Source organism: Bradyrhizobium sp. (assembly GCF_016462955.1).
Taxonomy (GTDB): domain Bacteria; phylum Pseudomonadota; class Alphaproteobacteria; order Rhizobiales; family Xanthobacteraceae; genus Bradyrhizobium.
This window is the reverse complement of record NZ_JAEMSD010000756.1, coordinates 1-2,375: the sequence shown is the minus strand read 5'-3', so window position 1 is coordinate 2,375 and position 2,375 is coordinate 1. Positions and strand designations below refer to the sequence as shown.

At 64.3% G+C, this 2,375-nt stretch carries 3 protein-coding genes and 1 pseudogene; all 4 read right to left on the bottom strand.

The features are described from left to right. Window positions 1–141 (bottom strand): annotated as a pseudogene (locus JHD07_RS37925) (phenylacetate--CoA ligase); the annotation flags it as partial. A 39-nt stretch (window positions 142–180) separates the two neighbouring features. Beyond that, window positions 181–630, bottom strand: a complete 450-nt coding sequence (paaI, locus tag JHD07_RS37920; RefSeq protein ID WP_291631530.1) for a hydroxyphenylacetyl-CoA thioesterase PaaI — start codon at window positions 628–630, stop codon at window positions 181–183. Between the two features lie 101 nt (window positions 631–731). Then, entirely contained in the window at window positions 732–1,814 is a 1,083-nt protein-coding gene (gene paaE / locus JHD07_RS37915) for a 1,2-phenylacetyl-CoA epoxidase subunit PaaE (protein WP_291631528.1), read from the bottom strand. A gap of 138 nt (window positions 1,815–1,952) precedes the next feature. Continuing rightward, window positions 1,953–2,375 (bottom strand): 1,2-phenylacetyl-CoA epoxidase subunit PaaD (gene paaD / locus JHD07_RS37910; RefSeq protein ID WP_291631526.1); only part of this gene is annotated, 423 nt, incomplete at its 5' end.

Here is a 2,375-nt window from a genome sequence, read left to right as displayed (position 1 = left end):
GACGTTGTCATAGGCGTGCTTCAGCGACCAGGCCAGCCGCTGCTTCTGCAGCGCGATGATCTCGTCGCGCGAGGCGCGCTCATGCGCGTCCATCTCCGCGCTATAGGCGTTGCCACCTTCCTTGAGCTTCGTCAGAGCCATCCTCGTTTCCCCACATTGTCTGTTCTTTTTGTTTTGGTGTTATTGATCTTGCGCCGGCAGCCACGTTCCGGGAATGACGCGCGAATGTCCTCGGAACTCCGCAATCACGGTCTCGCCCGCGGTGACGCGGACGTCATAGATGGCGGAGCGGCCGCCGCGAGTGATCTCCCGCGCTCTTGCGATGAGCCGGTCGCCGAGCTTGCCTGGCTTGATGAAGGTGATCTGCCCCTGCGCGGCGACGACGCGCTCGTTGTGCGAGTTGCAGGCGAACGCGAAGGCGGAATCGGCCAGCGTGAAGATGAAGCCGCCATGGGCGATGCGCTGGCCATTGACCATGTCCGGCCGCACCGTCATCGCGAGCGTCGCGAAGCCCGGGCCGATCTCGACGATCTCCATGCCGAGACCCTTGGAGGCATCGTCCTCGGCCCACATCGCGTCGGCGCAGCCGCGGGCGATATCCTCAGGCGACAGGGCAGCTTTGACGTTCACGCGCTTCTCCCGGCCAGACGTTTGCTCATGATGTTCTGCTGCTTGGCCAAAACTGTCAAATAATGCGACGCATTTGCATTCATGGGGTCTGATCGGCCCGATCAAACATGATCATAATCCACCACGACCCGCTCCGTGGACGGCTTGGCCTGGCAAGTGAGAACAAAACCGGCCTTCAGCTCCCACGGCTCCAGCGAATAGTTGATGTCCATCGGCGCCTCGCCCTCGACCAGCTTGGCCCGGCAGGTCGAGCACATGCCGCCCTTGCAGGCAAAGGGCAGATCGACGCCGGCGCGCAGCGCGGCGTCGAGGATGGCCTCGTCCTCCGCCACCGGCACGTCGCGGCGCTTGCCGTCGATGATCAGCGAGGCAATCGCTCTCGGCGGCGCGTCAGCTTCGACCGTCTTCTTCGGCCGCGGCTTGCCGCCGAATTCGGAGACGAAGCGCTCGACATGGATGCGCTCGTCCACGATGCCGAGCCCGCGGCAGGTCGCCTCGATATCCTCGCTCATGCCAAGAGGACCGCAGATGAAGACGTGATCGACGCTTGACGCCGGCACCAGTGCGCGCAGCAGCACCCGCACCTTGTCGCCGTCGAGCCGGCCGTACAAGATCGGAATGTCCTGCTCCTCGCCGGAGAGCACGTAGAAGATCGATAGGCGATCGATGAAGCGGTCCTTCAGCTCCTCGAGCGCTTCGAGGAACAAGATGCTGTCGGTGGTTCGGTTGCCGTAGAACAGAAAGAAGCGGCTGCCGGGCTCGCGCGCGAGCACGCCCTTGACGATCGACAGGATCGGCGTGATGCCGGAGCCTGCAGCGAAGCCGACATGAACACGCGCACGATCTGCCGGCGGGACCAGACCGAAGCGGCCGGTCGGCGTCATCACGTCGAGCTCGTCGCCGCATTTGAGATCTTCGGCGGCCCAGCTCGAAAACGCCCCGCCATCGACCTTCTTGACGGCGATACGGATCTCGCCGTCATCAGGGCCGGAACAGATCGAATAGGAACGGCGCACTTCTTCGCCGTCGAGCATGGTGCGGAGTGTCAGGTACTGGCCGGGCGTGAAGGCGTAGTCGCCGGCGAGCTCGCCCGGGATGGCGAAGGTCATTGACACGGCGTCGGATGCCTCGCGGCGGAGGTCGCTGACGGCGAGGCGGTGGAAGCGCGGTGCGGCTGCGGACATCAAGGGCACCCTCGTTCGGTCTCTCCATCGTCCTTGCGAGGAGACCTTGCGACGAAGCAATCCAGACTGTCCCCGCGAAGACAGTCTGGATTACTTCGCTGCGCTCGCAAAGACGATGGGCCTGGCATCATGCGTCTCTCAATGACACTTGAAATAGTCGAAGGGCTCGCGGCAGGCCTTGCAACGCCACAGCGCCTTGCAGGAGGTCGAGCCGAACTCGGAGAGCAACTCGGTGTTGTCCGAGCCGCATTGCGGGCAGGCCACCGCCTGATTGCCAAACAGCGCTCGGCGCGAGCCCGCCGCTTGCGGCGGCGCGATGCCGTAGGCGCGCAGCTTCTGGCGCCCCTCCTCGGTCATCCAGTCCGTGGTCCAGGCCGGCGACAGCACGGTTCTTACCCTCGGATGATGGAAACCGGCGCGCTCCAGCGCGACCTCGATTTCAAGCGCGATCATGTTCATCGCCGGGCAGCCCGAATAGGTCGGCGTGATCTCGACCTCGACATGATCGCCGTCGAGAACGACGTCGCGCCCCGGAAAGAGCGGGTGCGTCCCCTCGCAGAG

Excerpts from the sequence above, each read along its gene's own strand:
- paaE (WP_291631528.1), bottom strand. The coding sequence starts at position 1,814 with ATGTCCGCAGCCGCACCGCGCTTCCACCGCCTCGCCGTCAGCGACCTC.